At 62.8% G+C, this 15901-nt stretch carries 15 protein-coding genes and 1 riboswitch; of the genes, 11 read left to right on the forward strand and 4 right to left on the reverse strand.

Annotated elements, in window-relative coordinates:
* Nucleotides 1–424: 424 nt before the first annotated feature.
* From BFP89_RS05315 to purM, 3 genes are read right to left on the reverse strand one after another with little or no spacing between them, the layout of a single operon-like run.
* Nucleotides 425–1138, reverse strand: a complete 714-nt coding sequence (locus tag BFP89_RS05315) for a DUF3108 domain-containing protein (RefSeq protein WP_065884494.1) — start codon at nucleotides 1136–1138, stop codon at nucleotides 425–427.
* A gap of 8 nt (nucleotides 1139–1146) precedes the next feature.
* Complete coding sequence (gene purN / locus BFP89_RS05320) at nucleotides 1147–1797, reverse strand: phosphoribosylglycinamide formyltransferase (protein WP_065884566.1); 651 nt, start codon at nucleotides 1795–1797, stop codon at nucleotides 1147–1149.
* Between the two features lie 11 nt (nucleotides 1798–1808).
* Nucleotides 1809–2867, reverse strand: coding sequence for a phosphoribosylformylglycinamidine cyclo-ligase (gene purM / locus BFP89_RS05325; RefSeq protein WP_065884495.1), 1059 nt, complete (start codon nucleotides 2865–2867; stop codon nucleotides 1809–1811).
* A 341-nt stretch (nucleotides 2868–3208) separates the two neighbouring features.
* Here purM and BFP89_RS05330 point away from each other — a divergent pair, with 341 nt between their 5' ends.
* The 5 genes from BFP89_RS05330 (at nucleotide 3209) to BFP89_RS05350 (ending at nucleotide 7828) form a co-directional block, all read left to right on the forward strand.
* Nucleotides 3209–4249, forward strand: a complete 1041-nt coding sequence (locus BFP89_RS05330; protein ID WP_065884496.1) for a DUF2066 domain-containing protein — start codon at nucleotides 3209–3211, stop codon at nucleotides 4247–4249.
* A gap of 68 nt (nucleotides 4250–4317) precedes the next feature.
* The gene (locus tag BFP89_RS05335) at nucleotides 4318–5391 is read left to right on the forward strand and encodes an AI-2E family transporter (RefSeq protein WP_065884497.1); all 1074 of its coding nucleotides are present in this window, start codon (nucleotides 4318–4320) and stop codon (nucleotides 5389–5391) included.
* A gap of 205 nt (nucleotides 5392–5596) precedes the next feature.
* On the forward strand, nucleotides 5597–6301 hold the full coding sequence (gene hda / locus BFP89_RS05340) for a DnaA regulatory inactivator Hda (protein WP_065884498.1): 705 nt from the start codon (nucleotides 5597–5599) through the stop codon (nucleotides 6299–6301).
* Nucleotides 6302–6514: 213 nt separating this feature from the next.
* Nucleotides 6515–7144 (forward strand): C40 family peptidase, encoded by a 630-nt coding sequence (locus BFP89_RS05345; protein WP_065884499.1) that lies wholly within the window; start codon nucleotides 6515–6517, stop codon nucleotides 7142–7144.
* Between the two features lie 144 nt (nucleotides 7145–7288).
* The gene (locus BFP89_RS05350; protein ID WP_065884500.1) at nucleotides 7289–7828 is read left to right on the forward strand and encodes a C40 family peptidase; all 540 of its coding nucleotides are present in this window, start codon (nucleotides 7289–7291) and stop codon (nucleotides 7826–7828) included.
* A gap of 134 nt (nucleotides 7829–7962) precedes the next feature.
* Here BFP89_RS05350 and BFP89_RS05355 read toward each other — a convergent pair whose 3' ends face one another.
* Entirely contained in the window at nucleotides 7963–9276 is a 1314-nt protein-coding gene (locus BFP89_RS05355; RefSeq protein WP_065884501.1) for a PQQ-dependent sugar dehydrogenase, read from the reverse strand.
* A gap of 99 nt (nucleotides 9277–9375) precedes the next feature.
* Nucleotides 9376–9634, forward strand: a riboswitch (cobalamin riboswitch).
* Nucleotides 9635–9711: 77 nt separating this feature from the next.
* On the opposite strand from BFP89_RS05355, the gene cobO reads away from it, so the two are divergent.
* Genes cobO through BFP89_RS05385 form a run of 6 tightly spaced genes read left to right on the forward strand, consistent with a single transcriptional unit; the run spans nucleotide 9712 to nucleotide 15708 of the window.
* Entirely contained in the window at nucleotides 9712–10323 is a 612-nt protein-coding gene (gene cobO, locus BFP89_RS05360) for a cob(I)yrinic acid a,c-diamide adenosyltransferase (protein WP_065884502.1), read from the forward strand.
* Entirely contained in the window at nucleotides 10320–11726 is a 1407-nt protein-coding gene (locus tag BFP89_RS05365) for a cobyrinate a,c-diamide synthase (protein WP_065884503.1), read from the forward strand. The genes cobO and BFP89_RS05365 overlap by 4 nt, the downstream gene beginning before the upstream one ends.
* The gene (gene bluB / locus BFP89_RS05370; RefSeq protein WP_065884504.1) at nucleotides 11723–12373 is read left to right on the forward strand and encodes a 5,6-dimethylbenzimidazole synthase; all 651 of its coding nucleotides are present in this window, start codon (nucleotides 11723–11725) and stop codon (nucleotides 12371–12373) included. Before BFP89_RS05365 ends, bluB begins: the two co-directional genes overlap by 4 nt.
* On the forward strand, nucleotides 12370–13278 hold the full coding sequence (gene cbiB, locus BFP89_RS05375; RefSeq protein ID WP_065884505.1) for an adenosylcobinamide-phosphate synthase CbiB: 909 nt from the start codon (nucleotides 12370–12372) through the stop codon (nucleotides 13276–13278). The genes bluB and cbiB overlap by 4 nt, the downstream gene beginning before the upstream one ends.
* A complete protein-coding gene (cobD, locus tag BFP89_RS05380; protein WP_065884506.1) occupies nucleotides 13271–14260 on the forward strand; it encodes a threonine-phosphate decarboxylase CobD in 990 nt (329 codons plus the stop codon). Before cbiB ends, cobD begins: the two co-directional genes overlap by 8 nt.
* The gene (locus BFP89_RS05385; protein WP_065884507.1) at nucleotides 14257–15708 is read left to right on the forward strand and encodes a cobyric acid synthase; all 1452 of its coding nucleotides are present in this window, start codon (nucleotides 14257–14259) and stop codon (nucleotides 15706–15708) included. Before cobD ends, BFP89_RS05385 begins: the two co-directional genes overlap by 4 nt.
* Nucleotides 15709–15901: the final 193 nt, after the last annotated feature.

Here is a 15901-nt window from a genome sequence, read left to right on the forward strand (position 1 = left end):
CATTGCGGCGGCCCACGGATTCAAGCCTGCGTTCGGGCACACCGAGCCCAGGCGAGGTGCCGAGTGGTGGGGCAAGAGCGTTTTGCTTACTTTTCCGCTTTTCAAAAGTGAGCCGCTGTAAAAGCGGAACCCTAAGTAGCCGTTACCGCAGAAACGGATATTTACTCGATCTGATCCAGCATCCTGGTCGGCCCAGAGGACGCTATCGGGGGCAAGCCCCCTCCCACATTTGGACCGGGATCGACACCAACATCCTGGTCGGCCCAGAGGCTGCTATCGGGAGCTAGCTCCCTCGCCACATGTCGGTGTCATATCAAAGCTGTGTAGATACCTATGCCCCGATGGGGCCAGAAGCTTCACAGCAAATACCCAGGCGAAAAAAAGCCCCGCATTCAGCGAGGCTCTTTTCAACTCATCAGGCCAATCAGCTACCTTTGACAGCCTTACCGTCAACAGTGCCATCCTGCAGCATGATGTTGTATTCCTTGCCATCCGTTTCAACCTGACGCAAGGCAACCAGAATGCCGCCCTGGTCCTTGGCAAACCACATCTGCGTGATGCGCTTGCTTTGGGAAGGGTCACGCACGCGTTCAACCTTGATCGCGTCGATGGCGCCGACCTTGGTCTGGACCTTTTCCGGGCCGATGACGCGGAAATCGTAGGTATCGACGTCAGTGCCTTCGGCCACTCGGTAGCTCATGCTTTTCTTGCCGGCCGCCACATCGCGCTGAAGCGCGAGTTGATAGGTGGACTTGTCGAGCATGCCGCTTTCGAGGGTGACGTTAACCGGGTCCTTGTTTTCAAAGCCGGTGATTTTCTTGGTTGCCTGGTCGAAATCCAGGTTGATCTTCTTCGCTTTGCCCAGGCCGCCGCGCTCGAAGCTGTAGCTCTTGGGTTGCAGGGTGTCCTTGTCGAACACGATCACGCTGGTTTCGGTCAGGCTGGCAATCATCATCGAGGCCTTGAAGTTCAAGGTCCACGTGCCGTCGCCGTTTTTGGTCAGGCTGCGTTCAGCCGAACCACTCATGGGCAGTTGCTTCCAGTCGGCGGTGTAGCTGACGGAGAAGGGGTGAAGGTCTGCTGCTTGCACGGCAGGCAGAGCGAACAGCGCAAAAGCGAAAAGCAGGGCGCGACGCATAAAATCTCCTAGGTTCGAATCAAGTGGCCGCTGGCCGCGAGTAACTGACCGTCCAATAATGCTCCCTGTTCACCAAGAATCAACCGACCCTCGACAAACCAGCGAACGGCCAGCGGGTAAATCCTGTGTTCCTGGGTGTGAACCCGTTGCGCAAGCGTCTGCGCCGAGTCGCCTGACTCTACCGGAACCACTGCCTGTACGACCAGAGGCCCGCCATCGAGTTCCTCGGTGACAAAGTGCACGGTGCAGCCATGCTCGCTGTCACCGGCATCGAGGGCGCGCTGATGGGTGTGCATGCCTTTGTACTTGGGCAGCAGGGACGGGTGGATATTGAGCAGGCGCCCTTCGTAATGGCGCACGAAATCGGCGCTGAGAATGCGCATGAAGCCGGCGAGCACCACCAGCTTGGGCTCGAAGGCGTCGATCAGTTCGATCAAGGCCTGGTCGAAGGCCTCGCGACCTTCGAACGCCTTGTGATCCAGCGAGCGGGTCTGGATACCCGCGTCCCTGGCACGTTGCAGGCCATAGGCGTCGCTGCGGTTGGAAATCACCGCAGCGATGCGCACCGGACTGTCGCCGGTCAGTGTGCTGTCGATCAGCGCCTGCAAGTTACTGCCGGTGCCGGAAAGCAGCACCACGACATTACCTGTCGCGGGCATCCGCGCTTGCATCAATGGGCCTTGAGGTTCTTCAGTTCAACCTGGGCTGCGCCTTCGGGAGCCGTGGCGATCTGGCCGATGACCCAAGGGTGTTCGCCGGCTTCACGCAATACGTTCAGCGCGGTTTCAACGTGTTCCTGGGCCACGCAGATGACCATGCCCACGCCGCAGTTGAGCACGCGGTGCATCTCGGTTTCATTGACGTTGCCTTTCTCTTGCAGCCAGTCGAAGACTGCAGGGCGCTGCCAGCTGGCCACGTCGACAATCGCCTGGGCGCCTTTTGGCAGCACGCGTGGGATGTTGTCCAGCAAGCCGCCGCCGGTGATGTGGGCCATGGCCTTGACGGCGCCGGTGTCCTTGATCAGCTTGAGCAGTGGCTTGACGTAAATGCGCGTCGGGGCCATCAGCAGGTCGGTCAGTGGCTTGCCGTCGAGCTGGATGTTCTCGATGTCGGCGCCGGACACTTCGATGATCTTGCGGATCAGCGAGTAGCCGTTGGAGTGCGGGCCGGAGGATGGCAGGGCAAGCAAGGCGTCGCCGGCAGCCACTTTGGAGCCGTCGATGATCTCGGCTTTTTCCACCACGCCGACGCAGAAGCCTGCCAGGTCGTAGTCTTCGCCTTCGTACATGCCTGGCATTTCAGCGGTTTCGCCGCCCACCAGGGAGCAACCCGACAGTTCGCAGCCGGCGCCGATGCCGGTGACCACCTGGGTTGCGGTCTCGACATTGAGCTTGCCGGTGGCGTAGTAGTCGAGGAAGAACAACGGCTCGGCGCCGCATACCACCAGGTCGTTGACGCACATGGCAACCAGGTCGATGCCGATGCTGTCGTGCTTGTTCAGGTTCAGGGCAAGGCGCAGCTTGGTACCCACGCCGTCGGTGCCGGAGACCAGTACAGGCTGCTTGTAGCCGGCCGGGATTTCGCAGAGGGCGCCAAAACCGCCCAGGCCGCCCATGACTTCGGGGCGCGCAGTGCGCTTGGCGACGCTCTTGATGCGTTCGACCAATGCTTCACCGGCGTCGATGTCTACACCGGCGTCCTTGTAGCTCAGGGAGGGTTGCTTGCTCATGATCCAGGCCTTTAGGGGGGATTCAGGGGTAACGACCGAGCCGGCAGGCACTTTTGGTAAAAGGCCCAGCCGTTGACGGTCTGCGAAGGCGCGCGATTTTATCAGGCTTGAGGGGCAGCGGCCATCCTCGGGCCGACGGGCAGGGCATATGAGCTTAAAAAATGCGGAATCGGCGCGGTAATGCAGCGTATTAAGGTATAGCCTTGAACCCGCTATCGTTATGACAGTATGAAAACTTGCCGGGACCCGTGAATGTTTTACCGGTCGCTGTGTCACAGCTTTGCCAAACCGAGATCACGCGGTCTGTTCCAGCCGCTAAATTTGTCGTTCGGGAATCTTCCATGCGTCTGTGTAAATTCTTTTTTGTAGGCTGCTTGTCATTGGTCAGCCTGGCGAGTCATGCCGAAACCCTCAATGGCCTGTATCAAGTCCTCGAACCGGTCAGCAGCCAGTCGCCCCAAGAGCGCGACCAGGCCACCCAGCGCGCCGTGCAGACCCTGGTCATTCGCCTGACCGGCGATGCCAGGGCCGCCGAAGGCCCGGGCCTGGCGGCGATCCGCAAGGACCCGCAGCAAATCATCAGCCAATACGGCTACGACGCCGGCCCGCCGGAAAGCCTGCAAGTGGATTTCGACCCGGTCAGCACCGATCGCGCCTTGCGTGACGCCGGGTTGGCGATCTGGGGCAGCAATCGACCTTCGATCCTCGGTTGGTGGCTGAACGACTCGACCGATGGCAGCAGCCTGGTCGGCGACGGCCAGGCGGTGGCGCAGACGCTGCGCCGGGCGGCCCAGCACCGTGGCTTGCCGCTGCGCCTGCCGCTGGGTGACCTGGACGAACAGGTCGTCGCCACCGCGCCAAACCTGGAAAGCGCAGACGCCACGCCGCTGCGCGTTGCCTCCGAACGTTATGGCGCCGATGCGTTGCTGGCCGTTCATGCACGCCAGGAGGGCAGCCAGTGGCAGGCCAAATGGCGTCTGTGGCTGGGCGACAAGACCGAGCAGGGCAGCGTCCAGGGGGCTGACACCGCCGCCGTCGCCGACGCCGTATTGCTCGCCGTCAGCCAGACGCTGGCACCGCGCTTTGCGGTCAAGCCGGGGGTCAGCTCCGAGCAGTTGCTTGAGGTGCAAGGCATGAACCTGGAGCGCTATGCCGCGCTGGGCCGGTTGCTGGAGCCCTTTGGTGGTCAGCCGCAGCGGGTGGAGGGCGATCGTATTGTGTATCGCGTCAATGGCAGCGCCGACCAGTTGCGCACCCAGTTGAGCCTGGCCAAATTGCAGGAAGTGCCGGCCGGTGAAGCCCCGGTCCAGCAACCGCCGGCCGACGGCGCACAACCGGCCGCCGCGCCTGAGCCTCAGGCGCAGTTACGTTTTCATTGGTAAATGAATAAGTGGGTAAGCGGTCTTCCTTCTATATAGAAGAGGGAAGCCAATAACAGAGGAAGTGGTTCATGGCGGATACGCGTCGTTGGGTGTGGCTTGGCGGGATTGTCCTGCTGTGCGTTTTTGTGTTCTTGCTGCATTCGATCCTGACGCCATTTCTGGTGGCGTTGTTGCTTGCCTATCTGTTCGATCCCGTGGTGGATCGCCTGGAGAAAGCCGGCCTGTCGCGAACCTGGGGTGTGATCGCGGTATTTGCCTTGTTTACCCTGATCATCACCGCGCTGGTACTGGTGCTGGTGCCGATGCTGGCCAAGCAGCTGTATCGACTTTATGAGCTGGCGCCGCAGATGCTCGACTGGTTGCAGCACACGGCCATGCCGTGGGCCCAGGCCAAGCTGGGGCTGTCGGACGGGTTCTGGAAGTTCGACAAGGTCAAGGCGGCCATCAGTGAGCACATGGACAAGACCACCGATATCGTCAGTATGGTGCTCAGCCAGGCAACCGCTTCCAGCCTGGCGCTGATCGGCTGGCTGACCAACCTGGTGCTGATCCCGGTGGTGGCGTTCTATCTGCTGCGTGACTGGGACATCATGATGGCCAAGATCCGCAGCCTGCTGCCGCGCGACCGCGAGGAACGCATCGTGTCCCTGGCCGGCGAGTGCCATGAAGTCCTGGGCGCGTTCGTGCGCGGGCAACTGCTGGTGATGCTGGCGTTGGGCATCATCTATGCCGCCGGCTTGATGGCGATCGGCCTTGAGCTGGGTCTGTTGATCGGCCTGATCGCCGGCCTGGCCGCGATCGTGCCGTACATGGGTTTCGTCATCGGTATCGGCGCGGCGCTGGTGGCGGGGCTGTTCCAGTTCGGCGGCGACCTGTACCCGATGCTCGGGATCGTCGCGGTATTCATGGTCGGTCAGGCGCTCGAAGGCATGGTATTGACGCCGCTGCTGGTAGGCGACCGCATCGGTCTGCATCCGGTGGCGGTGATCTTTGCGATCCTTGCGGGCGGTGAGCTGTTCGGCTTTACCGGCATCCTGCTGGCGCTGCCGGTGGCGGCGGTGATCATGGTGCTGGTGCGGCATGTTCACGACCTGTACAAGGATTCGGACGTGTACACGGGGGTTGAAGACCCCGATCTGTAATCGAGGTATCACAAACCTGGCTCATCGCCGGGTTTGTTGTTTATGGGGGCGGGGGCGTCAAACAAATCGCGTAAAACCAGCAGGTTAACGCAAACCTTTGATTTTGCTTATGGTCTGCTGCATTGTGCGCCCGGCGCCACGCGTATAAACTTTGCAAACTTTACACAGAGGCCACTCACGGTTCGATGGGAGCCGTTCAGTCAGCATGAAACCGATTCAGCTGCCCCTAGGTGTGCGTCTGCGTGACGACGCTACCTTTATCAATTACTACCCAGGCGCCAATGCCGCTGCACTCGGCTATGTCGAGCGCCTCTGCGAAGCCGACGCCGGGTGGACTGAAAGCCTGATCTATCTGTGGGGCAAGCATGGCGTAGGGCGTACCCACTTGTTGCAGGCCGCATGCCTGCGTTTCGAGCAAATGGGCGAGCCGGCGGTCTACCTGCCTTTGGCCGAGCTGATGGACCATGGTGTGGGGATCTTCGACAACCTCGAACAATATGAACTGGTGTGCCTGGACGACTTGCAGGCCATTGCCGGCAAGGCGGATTGGGAAGAGGCGCTGTTTCATCTGTTCAATCGCCTGCGTGACAGCGGCCGGCGCCTGTTGATCGCCGCGTCCACCTCGCCGCGTGAACTGCCGGTGAAGCTGGCCGACCTCAAGTCGCGCCTGACGCTGGCGTTGATCTTCCAGATGCGACCCCTGTCCGACGAGGACAAATTGCGCGCCCTGCAACTGCGCGCTTCGCGTCGCGGCCTGCACCTGACCGACGAGGTCGGGCATTTCATCCTCACCCGTGGCACGCGCAGCATGAGCGCCTTGTTCGATTTGCTCGAACAGCTTGACCAGGCCTCGTTGCAGGCCCAGCGCAAGCTCACCATTCCGTTCCTCAAGGAAACCCTCGGCTGGTAGCCAACCCTTGCGTTTTCAGGCTTTCGGCAAATTCCAGGCGCCAGAAAACCTGCGTTTGAGCCGGTTTGGCCACGCAACAGGCAGGTATCAGGGATCAAGGGCTTAGATGGCATAGTCCAAACAAGAAGTCACAAAGAACTCGATTGAATTTGCAAATCGATGTGATAGCGGGCATAGTCTCGCCTTCTTTACACATCAGCCACGGTCGTGCCCATGCTAAATCGCTTCGCACCCCTCGTGCCTCTCGCACTCGTTACCCTGTTGTTTGGTTGCGCCTCCCACCCTCAGCAGGTGGCAGAACAGCAAAAACCCCAGGTTCAAAATCAGGCTAAATTCGTTGCTGCACAGTCTGCTTCTGTTTATGAAGAAGAGCTGGCAACCGAAAAAGAACTTGCCGATTTCTCCGGCAGCAAGCCTTACCAGCTTCCCGTTCTGGCCGACAGCATTCTCGAACGCGGCATGTCCCTGATCGGTACCCGTTACCGTTTCGGCGGCACCTCCGAGGCCGGTTTCGACTGCAGCGGTTTTATCGGCTACCTGTTTCGTGAAGAAGCCGGCATGAATCTGCCGCGCTCCACCCGCGAAATGATCAACGTGAAAGCACCGTTGGTCGCGCGCAACAACCTCAAGCCCGGTGATCTGCTTTTCTTCAGTACAGCCGGTCGCGGTCGTGTCAGTCACGCCGGTATCTACCTGGGCGATAACCAGTTTATCCACTCCAGCAGCCGTCGTAGCGGTGGGGTGCGGGTCGATAGCCTGGGCGACAGCTACTGGAGCAAAACCTTCATCGAAGCCAAGCGCGCACTCGCCATGGCCCCGTCTACGGTGACCGCCAGTAAGTAAAGTTAAAGTGATACTTGAAGTTTGACGCGTAAGCGCTAGAATCCCTGGACATTGTTGTAATCCGTTCGCGCGAGCCCTGCTTGCGCGTTCTGGTTTTCAACGTTCGGCAGCGAAAGCCGCATCCAGTCCAGGATTGTTCTGCACATGTCGACCTCGGCCCGCCTCATTCTGCTTGTTTGCGCCGCGCTCCTCAGCGCCTGCGCGAACCGTCCACCGCCGCCCGCGCCCGTAGCGGTCAAGCCCAAGCCGGTGTTCAACTACTCCACCCAGAATTTCTCGCCTGCCGCCGAAGATGTGCTCTTCCGCGCGCTGGGCTTGGTCGGCACGCCTTATCGTTGGGGCGGCAACACGCCGGACTCGGGGTTTGATTGCAGCGGGCTGATTGGTTTTGTCTACCGTGACGCAGCCGGTATCACCTTGCCGCGCACTACCCGCGAGTTGATCGTGATGCGTGCTCAGGACGTCAGCGAGCAGAACCTGCAAACCGGTGACCTGTTGTTCTTTGCCACCGGTGGTGGCTCGCGGGTGAGCCACGCCGGGATCTATGTGGGCGAGGGCCGTTTTGTGCATGCGCCGCAGACCGGCGGTACAGTGAAGCTGGATACGCTGTCCAAGGCGTATTGGCAGAATGCCTACTTGACCGCCAAGCGAGTATTGCCGGCCAACCTGGCACGCAATCCCTGAGTCAGACATAGATTCAAATGTGGGAGGGGGCTTGCCCCCGATGAGGGAGGGTCAGTTGATAAATTTTCAGCTGACCCACCGCCATCGGGGGCAAGCCCCCTCCCACATTGGTTTTGTATCTGTCTCGGAAATATTTATTTGGCAGCAGACACCCGCCACACCTTGTTCCCCACATCATCCGCCACCAGCAAATCCCCTTGCTGATCGATCACCACGCCCACCGGCCGACCCATGGCGTTCTCATCCTTATCAAGGAACCCGGTCAGCACATCCACCGGTTTGCCCTTGGGCTGCCCACCCTCGAACGGCACGAAGATCACCTTGTAGCCGCTGTGCGGCTTGCGGTTCCACGAGCCATGCTGGCCGATGAACGCACCGTTGCTGAACTGCGCCGGTAGCTTGCTGCCTTGCGCGAAGGTCAGCCCCAACGACGCGGTATGCGGGCCGACCGCATAGTCCGGCGCAATGGCTTTGGCCACCAGTTGCGGGTTTTGCGGGGTGACGCGCACATCCACATGTTGGCCGTAGTAGCTGAAAGGCCAGCCGTAGAAGGCGCCGTCCTTGACCGAGGTGATGTAGTCCGGCACCAGGTCACTGCCGATCTCATCGCGCTCGTTCACCGCCGTCCACAGCTTGCCGCTCTGGGGTTCCCAGGCCATGCCGTTGGGGTTGCGCAGGCCGGAGGCGAAAATACGATGCTGGCCCGTGGCGCGGTCCACTTCCCAGATCGCCGCCCGGCCTTCTTCGGCTTCCAGGCCGTTCTCGCCGACGTTGCTGTTGGAGCCGACGCTCACATACAGCTTGCTGCCATCCTGGCTGGCCACTACGTTTTTGGTCCAGTGATGGTTGAGGCTGCCACCCGGCAAGTCGACGACCTTGGTCCCGGCCGCCTTGATCGCGGTTTCGCCAGGCTGATAGGGGAAGCGCAACAACTTGTCCGAGTCGGCCACGTACAGGTCGTTGCCGACCAGGGCCATGCCGAACGGCGAGTTGAGGTTTTCCAGGAACACCGTGCGCGTTTCGGCGACGCCGTCGTGGTCGGCGTCGCGCAGCAGGGTGATGCGGTTCGGGCTCGGCACGCCCGCGCCGGCGCGGCCCATGACTTTCTCCATCACCCAGCCGCGAATGCCTTTGCTGTCATCCGGCTTGGGCGGTGCGTTGGTCTCGGCCACCAGGATGTCGCCGTTGGGCAGCACATAGAGCCAGCGCGGATGCTCCAGGCCCTCGGCGAATGCAGCCACCTGCGTGCCGGCAGCGGCGGTGGGCCTGGCGCCGTCGGGCCAGCCGACAGCTGGCGCGATGTTCACGGTGGGGATCAGCGTCTTGTTCGGTTCCGGCAGCTTGGGCGAGGGCCCGGTGCCATCGGTCACCTGCAGGGTAGAGCTTTCTCCGCAGGCGGCGAGGGTGCCGGCCAGCATGATCAGTAAGGCGAGTCTGGTTTTATGCATGGTGTTCTCCTGAATACCTGTAAGGGTAGAGAAGCACATCACCTTGATGGTTCAAGTACAGGACCAGCTTTAATTGACGCTCCACCCCCAACCCACTAACCTTCGCGGCTTGTTTCAGGTGCTCTGTGGCGTGCGCGTCGACGGAGTGAAACAGGGAAGCCGGTGAGTGAGCGCACTTGTACACAGTGCTGCCGCAATTCCGGCGCTGCCCCCGCAACGGTAAATGAGTCAAGACGGCGCTGTTGGCCACTGTATCGCAGGCGATATGGGAAGGCGCGCCGTCGGCCTGCACGGTCTTTTTACACAGACTGAGCGCCACTCATGAGCCCGGAGACCGGCCTGAAGCATCCAACAGCATCACGGTGGGCGATGCTTGGCTGTCTGTGTTCTTTTTTCCTGCCCGCCGTTTTTGTCCAGCCCCAACGGAGAGCTGCCATGACCGATACCCCCGACCGCGACGAACGCCACCTGGCGCGCATGCTGCGCAAAAAAGCCGTGATCGATGAACGCATCGCCAATTCGCCCAATGAGTGCGGGTTGCTGCTGGTGCTGACCGGCAACGGCAAGGGCAAGAGCAGCTCGGCCTTCGGCATGCTGGCCCGGGCCATGGGCCATGGCATGCAGTGCGGCGTGGTGCAGTTCATCAAGGGCCGCAACAGTACCGGCGAGGAGATGTTCTTCCGCCGTTTCCCCGAGCAAGTGCGCTTCCATGTGATGGGCGAAGGTTTTACCTGGGAAACCCAGGATCGCCAGCGCGATATCGCCGCCGCCGAAGCGGCCTGGGCGGTGTCCAGGGCGATGCTGACTGACCCCTCCATCGGCCTGGTAGTGCTGGACGAATTGAACATCGCCCTCAAGCACGGCTACCTCGACCTGGACCAGGTACTCGGCGACCTGCAAGCCCGTCCGCCGATGCAGCACGTGGTGGTCACCGGTCGTGGCGCCAAGCCTGAACTGATCGAAATGGCTGATACCGTCACCGACATGGGCATGCTCAAGCACGCGTTCCAGGCCGGTATCAAGGCCCAGAAAGGCGTCGAACTTTGAATCAGCCCCGTCATTGCCCGGCCGTATTGATCGCCGCACCGGCGTCCGGCCAGGGTAAAACCACCGTCACCGCCGCGTTGGCGCGTCTGCACCGCAACCTGGGGCGCAAGGTCCGCGTATTCAAATGCGGGCCGGATTTTCTTGACCCGATGATTCACGAACGCGCCAGCGGCGCGCCGGTCTATCAATTGGACATGTGGATGGTCGGCGAGCAGGAAAGTCGTCGCCTGTTGTGGGAAGCGGCGGGGGAGGCCGACCTGATCCTGATCGAGGGCGTGATGGGCCTGTTCGACGGCACCCCTTCCAGCGCCGACCTGGCGCGGCATTTCGGCGTGCCGGTGCTGGGCGTGATCGACGGCACCGCCATGGCGCAGACCTTCGGCGCGCTCGCCCTGGGCCTGGCCCGCTACCAGCCGGACCTGCCCTTTGCCGGCGTGCTCGCCAACCGTGTCGGCACGCTGCGCCATGCGCAGTTGCTGGAGGGCAGCCTGACCGAAGGGTTGCGCTGGTACGGCGCGCTGTCGCGCGAAACCGGCATAGAGCTGCCCAGCCGGCACCTGGGCCTGGTGCAGGCCAGCGAACTGAATGACCTCGACGCGCGCCTGGACGCCGCCGCCCAAGCCCTGGGCAGCAGTTGCGAAGTGGCCGTGCCGCCGCCGGTGACGTTTGCCGCGCCCGCAGTTATCGCGGCCAAGCCGCTGCTCGCCGGGGTGCGCATTGCGGTAGCCCGTGACGAAGCCTTCGCCTTTACCTACGGCGCCAGCCTCGACCTGCTGCGGGCAATGGGCGCGCAGCTCACATTCTTCTCGCCCCTTCACGATCATGGGTTGCCTGACGCCGACAGCCTGTACCTGCCGGGTGGCTACCCGGAATTGCATCACCTGGCGCTGGCGCAAAATACCGCGATGCTTGAGGCAATCCGCGCCCATCACGCCGCCGGCAAGCCGTTGCTCGCCGAGTGTGGCGGCATGCTGTACCTGCTCGACTCGCTTACCGATGTCGACGGCAACCGCGCCGAACTGCTCGGCCTGCTGCAGGGCGACGCCGTGATGCAAAAGAAATTGGCGGCCCTGGCGCTGCAAAGCGTGGAGCTGCCCGAAGGCACGTTGCGCGGGCATACCTATCACCACTCCCTGACCAGCACCGAGTGCGAGCCGATCGCCCGCGGGCTTAGCCCCAATGGCGGGCGCGGGGCCGAGGCGGTGTACCGGCAGGGGCGTATGACGGCCTCCTATGTGCACTTTTACTTTCCGTCGAACCCGGCGGCGGTGGCCGCTTTGTTTGCGCCAGGTCCCGACACCGCTATCGGGGGCAAGTCGAATCGTCGCACCGCCCCTCCCACAATTGACCGAGTTGAAACCCCATCCAATGTGGGAGGGGGCTTGCCCCCGATGAGGCCATGACCGACAACGCCTTCCCCGAGGCCGACCGCCAAGCCGTCTACCGCGCCATCGCCGAACGCCGCGACATGCGCCATTTCAGCGGTGGCAGCGTCGCGCCTGAATTACTGCAGCGCCTGCTCCAGGCCGCCCACCAGGCGCCGAGCGTCGGCCTGATGCAGCCGTGGCGGTTTATCCGCATCAGCGACCGTCAATTGCGGGGCCGGATTCAACAACTGGTGGAAGAAGAACGCATCCGCACCGCCGAGGCCCTGGGCGAGTGTTCCGACGACTTCATGAAGCTCAAGGTCGAAGGCATCCACGACTGCGCTGAGGTGCTGGTGGCGGCACTGATGGACGATCGCGAGCGGCACATCTTCGGCCGGCGCACCTTGCCGGAAATGGACATGGCGTCCTTGTCCTGCGCGATCCAGAACCTGTGGCTGGCCGCCCGGGTCGAGGGCCTGGGCATGGGCTGGGTCTCGTTGTTCGAACCCCAGGCCCTGGCCGACCTGCTGGGTTTGCCGGCAGGCGCCAAACCCCTGGCGGTGCTGTGCCTGGGGCCGGTCGCCGCGTTTTATCCGGCACCGATGTTGCAACTCGAAGGCTGGACCGAACCTCGGCCATTGAGTGACATGCTGTATGAAAACCTGTGGGGAGTGAGTCAATGAGTGTGGCCTTGCTGTGTGTCGCCGCCGTGGCGCTGGATGCGCTGCTGGGCGAGCCCAGGCGCTGGCATCCGCTGGTGGCGTTCGGCAATTTTGCCGGGCGTATTGAGCGGCGTTTCAACACGGAGGGGCGTGGCTGGCGCAGCCATGGCGTGACCGCGTGGTTTATCGCGGTAGTGCCGCTGACCCTGCTCGCCACCGCATTATCCTGGGCGCCTTATATCGGTTGGGTGCTGGAAATCCTGGCGCTGTATTGCACCCTCGGCATGCGCAGCCTGGGGGAGCATGTGATCCCGGTCGCCCAGGCCCTGCGCAGCGATGACCTGGAAGAGGCGCGCAAACGCGTGAGCTATCTCGTTAGCCGCCAGACCAGCGAGTTGGATCACACCGAGGTTGCCCGAGCTGCCACCGAGTCGGTGCTCGAAAACGGCAGCGATGCCGTGTTCGCCGCACTGTTCTGGTTTGTGGTCGCCGGCGTGCCGGGCGTGGTGCTCTATCGCCTGAGCAACACCCTTGACGCCATGTGGGGCTATCGCAACGAACGCTTTGAGCGCTTCGGCTGGGCCGCGGCGAAGATCGACGATGGGCTCAACTATATTCCTGCACGTCTGGTGGCATTAACCTACGCGCTGCTGGGCAAGACGCGGCTGGCGCTCAGATGCTGGCGCACCCAGGGGCCGACCTGGGACAGCCCCAACGCCGGACCGGTGATGGCCGCCGGTGCCGGCGCGTTGGGCGTGGAACTGGGCGGCGCGGCGATCTATCACGGCGAGGTGCACCAGCGCCCGCCGTTGGGCGAAGGCCCGCCGGCCGACGCTGACGCCATCGACCGCGGCTGGCAACTGGTGCAGCGCGGCGTATGGTTGTGGCTGCTGATCCTGTGCGCGGGGGCGCAATTTTATGCTTGAACATGGTGGTCGGCTGCGTAAGGCCGCAATTGAATACGGGATTGCCGAAGCGGATTGGCTCGATTTGTCCACTGGCCTGGCGCCCTGGCCGTGGCCGATCCCGGAGATTCCTGTGCGCGCCTGGGCGCGGTTACCCGAAGCCGATGACGGCCTGGAGAAAGTGGCCAGCGACTACTACGGCGCCGCCCAAGCGTTGCCGGTGCCAGGCTCCCAGGCCGCGATCCAGTTACTGCCGCGCCTGCGCCGTTCGGGCAAGGTCGGGGTGCTGTCGCCGTGTTATGCCGAGCACGCCGAGGCCTGGCGGCGTGCCGGCTATGTCGTACGCGAAGTGCAGGAGCAGGAAGTCGACTTCTTTCTCGACGGCCTCGACGTGCTGGTGGTGGTCAACCCCAATAACCCCACCGGCTTGAACCTGGCCCCTGAGCGCCTGCTCGACTGGCACGCGCGGCTGGCCCAGCGCGGTGGCTGGCTGGTGGTGGACGAGGCCTTCATGGATGTTACCCCGCACTTGAGCCTGGCCAGCCACACCCATCAGGTCGGCTTGATCGTGTTGCGCTCATTCGGCAAGTTCTTCGGCCTGGCCGGGGTGCGCCTGGGCTTTGTGCTGGCCGAGCGCAAGTTGCTCAGGCTGTTGGCCGAACAGGTCGGGCCATGGGCGGTCAGCGGGCCGACCCGGGTGATTGGCCAGCATTGCCTGAGCGACAGCGCCGGGCACGTTCGCCAGCGCACCCGTTGCCTGGAGGCCGGCCAGCGCTTGTTCGACCTGCTGCAGCGCCAGGGTTTTGAACCCCACGGGGGCTGCGCCCTGTTCCAGTGGCTGATCACACCGCACGCCGAACGCTTGTACGAATTCATGGCCCAGCGCGGCATCCTGCTGCGCCTGTTCGTGCACAACAGCAGCGTGCGTTTCGGCCTGCCCGACAGCGAGGCCGATTGGCAGCGCCTCGAGACGGCCCTGGTCGCCTATAAGGAAGTGACATGACCACGCTGATGGTTCAGGGCACTACCTCCGACGCCGGCAAAAGCACGCTGGTGACCGCGCTGTGTCGCTGGCTGGTGCGCCAGGGGGTTCCGGTCGCACCGTTCAAGCCACAGAACATGGCGCTCAACAGCGCGGTGACCGCCGAAGGCGGCGAGATCGGCCGCGCCCAGGCCGTGCAGGCTCAGGCCGCCCACCTGGCGCCCCACACCGACATGAACCCGGTGTTGCTCAAGCCCAACAGCGACACCGGTTCCCAAGTGATCATCCATGGCCGCGCCGTGACCAGCATGAACGCGGTCGCCTACCACGACTACAAGGCCATCGCGATGCAGGCGGTGCTGGCCTCCCACACCCGGTTGAGCCAGGCCTATGCGGTGGTCATGGTCGAAGGCGCGGGCTCGCCGGCCGAAATAAACCTGCGCGCCAATGACATCGCCAATATGGGCTTCGCCGAGGCCGTGGACTGCCCGGTGCTGTTGATCGCCGATATCAATCGCGGCGGGGTGTTCGCCCATCTGGTCGGCACCCTGGAGTTGTTGTCCCCCAGCGAGCAGGCGCGGGTTCAGGGGTTCATCATCAACCGTTTTCGCGGTGATATCGCGCTGCTGCAACCGGGGCTCGATTGGCTGGAGGCGCGCACCGGCAAGCCGGTGGTGGGCGTGCTGCCCTATGTGATGGACCTGCACCTGGAGGCCGAGGACGGTATCGATCAGCGCCAGATCGACAAGGCCGCCCAGGTGCTCAAGGTGGTGGTGCCGGTGCTGCCGCGCATCAGCAACCACACGGATTTCGACCCGCTGCGCCTGCATCCCCAGGTGGACCTGCAATTCGTCGGGCCGGGTCAGCCGATCCCCGCAGCCGACTTGATCATCCTGCCGGGCTCTAAAAGCGTGCGCAGTGATCTGGCATATTTGCGTGCCAATGGCTGGGACATGGCCGTGGCGCGGCATTTGCGTTATGGCGGCAAGCTGCTGGGCATTTGTGGCGGGTTGCAGATGCTCGGCGAGCAGGTGCACGACCCGCTCGGTCTGGAAGGAGCCGCCGGCTCCAGCGACGGGTTGGGGCTGCTGGCGTTCAGTACCACGCTTGCGCAGGAGAAGCAGCTGCGCAATGTGCGCGGACGGTTGCTGCTGGAGGATGCCGAGGTCAGTGGGTATGAGATCCATGCGGGGGTGACGAGCGGCGGGGCGCTGTCGAATGCCGCTGTGCGGCTTGATGATGGGCGCAGTGACGGTGCGCAGAGTGCCGATGGGCAGATTCTCGGGACGTACCTGCATGGCCTGTTTGAAACCCCGGCCGCGTGCAGTGCGTTGTTGCGCTGGGCGGGGTTGCAGGAGGTGCAGGAGGTGGATTATCACGCGCTGCGTGAGCGGGATATCGAGCGGTTGGCGGATTTGGTGGAGCACCATCTGGATACGGACTTGTTGCGCAGACTGTGCGGGCTTTGACGGTGTGTACGCGGACAGAATGTGGGAGGGGGCTTGCCCCCGATGGCGGCCTCTGGGCCGACCAGGATGTTGGATTGGACCGAGTACATATCCGTTTCCGCGGTAACGGCCACTTAGGGTTCCGCCCTTACGGCGGCTCACTTTTGAAAAGCGCAAAAGTAAGCAAAACGCTCTTGCCCCACCACTCGGCACC

Source organism: Pseudomonas sp. 31 R 17 (assembly GCF_900004915.1).
Classification (GTDB): domain Bacteria; phylum Pseudomonadota; class Gammaproteobacteria; order Pseudomonadales; family Pseudomonadaceae; genus Aquipseudomonas; species Aquipseudomonas orientalis_A.

What these genes read in the sequence shown, in the direction of transcription:
- BFP89_RS05345 (WP_065884499.1), top strand. Translation starts at nt 6,515, where the DNA reads ATGCTAAATCGCTTCGCACCCCTCGTGCCTCTCGCACTCGTTACCCTG.
- cobD (WP_065884506.1), top strand. Translation starts at nt 13,271, where the DNA reads ATGCTTGAACATGGTGGTCGGCTGCGTAAGGCCGCAATTGAATACGGG.
- hda (WP_065884498.1), top strand. Translation starts at nt 5,597, where the DNA reads ATGAAACCGATTCAGCTGCCCCTAGGTGTGCGTCTGCGTGACGACGCT.
- BFP89_RS05385 (WP_065884507.1), top strand. Translation starts at nt 14,257, where the DNA reads ATGACCACGCTGATGGTTCAGGGCACTACCTCCGACGCCGGCAAAAGC.
- cbiB (WP_065884505.1), top strand. Translation starts at nt 12,370, where the DNA reads ATGAGTGTGGCCTTGCTGTGTGTCGCCGCCGTGGCGCTGGATGCGCTG.
- purM (WP_065884495.1), bottom strand. Translation starts at nt 2,867, where the DNA reads ATGAGCAAGCAACCCTCCCTGAGCTACAAGGACGCCGGTGTAGACATC.
- BFP89_RS05350 (WP_065884500.1), top strand. Translation starts at nt 7,289, where the DNA reads ATGTCGACCTCGGCCCGCCTCATTCTGCTTGTTTGCGCCGCGCTCCTC.
- BFP89_RS05355 (WP_065884501.1), bottom strand. Translation starts at nt 9,276, where the DNA reads ATGCATAAAACCAGACTCGCCTTACTGATCATGCTGGCCGGCACCCTC.
- BFP89_RS05315 (WP_065884494.1), bottom strand. Translation starts at nt 1,138, where the DNA reads ATGCGTCGCGCCCTGCTTTTCGCTTTTGCGCTGTTCGCTCTGCCTGCC.
- purN (WP_065884566.1), bottom strand. Translation starts at nt 1,797, where the DNA reads ATGCCCGCGACAGGTAATGTCGTGGTGCTGCTTTCCGGCACCGGCAGT.
- bluB (WP_065884504.1), top strand. Translation starts at nt 11,723, where the DNA reads ATGACCGACAACGCCTTCCCCGAGGCCGACCGCCAAGCCGTCTACCGC.
- cobO (WP_065884502.1), top strand. Translation starts at nt 9,712, where the DNA reads ATGACCGATACCCCCGACCGCGACGAACGCCACCTGGCGCGCATGCTG.
- BFP89_RS05335 (WP_065884497.1), top strand. Translation starts at nt 4,318, where the DNA reads ATGGCGGATACGCGTCGTTGGGTGTGGCTTGGCGGGATTGTCCTGCTG.
- BFP89_RS05330 (WP_065884496.1), top strand. Translation starts at nt 3,209, where the DNA reads ATGCGTCTGTGTAAATTCTTTTTTGTAGGCTGCTTGTCATTGGTCAGC.